Origin of the sequence: Halobacterium bonnevillei, assembly GCF_009831555.1 — an archaeon.
In the GTDB taxonomy this organism is placed as follows: domain Archaea; phylum Halobacteriota; class Halobacteria; order Halobacteriales; family Halobacteriaceae; genus Halobacterium; species Halobacterium bonnevillei.
Map to the genome: position 1 here is coordinate 1 of NZ_WUUU01000286.1, position 2,299 is coordinate 2,299.

A 2,299-nucleotide genomic window follows, 5' to 3' on the forward strand; every position below is an offset into this window, starting at 1 on the left:
ATCGAGGTGCCGCCGGCGTACGGGCCGATTTTCACGGTGGCGCCGCTGGCGTTCTACCTCGGCGCGTCCGTCGAGGCTGGCGAGCGGCCGCGGCTGGTGGCGGGCGACGCGGTCCGGACGTTCGACGGTGACGCGTTGGCCGCCGAGGTCAGCGACACGCTCGAGCACGCGTTCGCACTCGACAGCGTCGTTCGGGAAGCGGGCGTCTACGCGTTCCGCACCGAGCAGGCGGCCGCCCTCGACGCCGCCGTCGACCTGGACTACGAGGCGCTGTTCGAGTTGCCGCTGGCCGAGCGGACGGCGGCGTACCTGGACGTGCCGCGGTCGGCGACGGAGGGGTTGCTGGACTGGCACTACACGGCCGACGTCGCGGCGGACCCGGCGAACGCCGTCGTACTCCCGTCCCTCGCCGACGAACTCGCGCTGGTCCGGAGTCCGCCCGGCGACGCCGAGGAACGGACGCTCACGCCGTCCCCGGACGCCCTCCAGGGTGGCGCCGACGGCGAACTCGCACGGTCGACAGCCGGGTCGTCGCCGACGCCGCTCTCGGTGGCCGTTCCCGAACAGCGCGAGACGCCCGGGCAGGCGTGGATTACCCGCAGCCTCGCGCCGGGCGCCGCGAACCCGACGGTGGGGTCGTTCCGCCGGGGCTTCGACTGGCCGAGTGGAACCGGCCCGCTGGACGTCCACGTCGTCCACAACGACTCCCGGCTCGAAGCACACGAGGAGACCGCCTACGACGTCCACGAACTGGCTGACACGAACGTTCGGTTCTCCGAGTCGCTGACGACGAGGGAACTCCGCGACGCGCTGACCGAGGACGTGGACTTCCTGCACTTCGTCGGCCACGTCACCGACGCCGGGATGCTGTGTCGGGACGGGGCGCTCGACGTGCGGACGCTGGCGGACACGGGTGTGAGCGCGTTCTTCCTGAACGGGTGTCGGTCCTACGAGCAGGGGCGGGCGCTGTTGACGGCGGGGGCAGTGGGCGGCATCGTCACCGTCGACGACGTGGCGGACGCGACGGCCGGCACAGTTGGACGGACGGTCTCGATGCTGCTGGACGCGGGGTTCCCGCTGTACGCCGTGCTTGACGTGCTCCGGGAGTCCGGCCCCAGCGCGCAACGGTACGCGATACTGGGGAGCGGCACGCTCGCGTTCCGGGCCGCACCCACGTCGATGCCGGTATTCTCGGAGTTCGACTCCCGGGACCAGGAGCCCGCGACCGACGACGTCGCACTGTACTGCCGCTACTACCCGTACGGCGCGTTCGGCATGGGGTCGTTCGTGAGGCCGATGCACGGGGACGGACGCGGCTTCGTCGGGGCCGCGCAGGCTCGCGTGGAGCACGTCGAACGTGACAACTTCGCCGGCTGGCTGGACCGGCTCTCCACGCCGATGCGCGTCGACGGGGACATCCGGCACCCGGAGTCGCTGCGTCCGGCGGACTTCGAGTGACACCCAGAAACGACGTCCCTCGGACAGAATTCTTTTATTCGCCTACTGTGAGGGACTAACTATGCAGTTGTCGCCGGTCGCCGGGGGGCGTCGTCGCGCGTGACGATCCAGTTCGATCCGCTCGACGGCAGCTACGGCATCCGCGTTCGAGACACCTCCGAGGGCGAGCAGTTCCCGTTGCGCACCGACTGCGCCGTCGACCCGACGCCGGCGCCGACCGACGACTTCACGATGCCCGTCGACGCCGCCGTCGCGGTCGAGGCGAGTGCACTGCACGCGCCCGTGTTCACGCACGCCGTCGTCTGGCAGGACGGGGACGTCATCCACCACGCCGACTCCGAGGCGTCCGCCGAACAGTTCGGCCCCGGGACCTTCGAGATCAACTTCACACAGCCCGGCGCGAAGCTGTACGTGCGCGTCGAGGACGCCGTCGTCGCGCCGCGGTTCGCGGACGACCACACGTTCCTCGACGCGGTGGAACGCACTCGATTCGTCGTTGGGGTGCGGTCGTACCACGAGACGCCGGCTGGGACGGTGACGGTGACCGACGATCCGCGCGACCTGATGGCGGGGGTGTCGACGTTCGGGTCGGCGCTGAAGACGCTGTCGCCGGACCGGTCGTGGCCGACGCTCCGCGGGCATCCACCCGCGTTCGAACGCGGAGACGACCTCGAGATCCCGTCGGCCGTCGAACCGCCGGACACCGGGATAACGATCGAGGTGCCGCCGGCGTACGGGCCGATTTTCACGGTGGCGCCGCTGGCGTTCTACCTCGGCGCGTCCGTCGAGGCGGGCGAGCGGCCGCGGCTGGTGGCGGGCAACGCGGTCCGGGCGTTCGACG

At 71.0% G+C, this 2,299-nt stretch carries 1 protein-coding gene and 1 pseudogene; both read left to right on the forward strand.

Going from position 1 to position 2,299, the window contains the following annotated elements:
- On the forward strand, positions 1-1,458 hold a 1,458-nt coding region (locus tag GRX66_RS18405), incomplete at its 5' end, for a hypothetical protein (RefSeq protein ID WP_159527775.1).
- 99 nt (positions 1,459-1,557) lie between these two features.
- A pseudogene (locus GRX66_RS18410) lies at positions 1,558-2,299 on the forward strand (hypothetical protein); the annotation flags it as partial.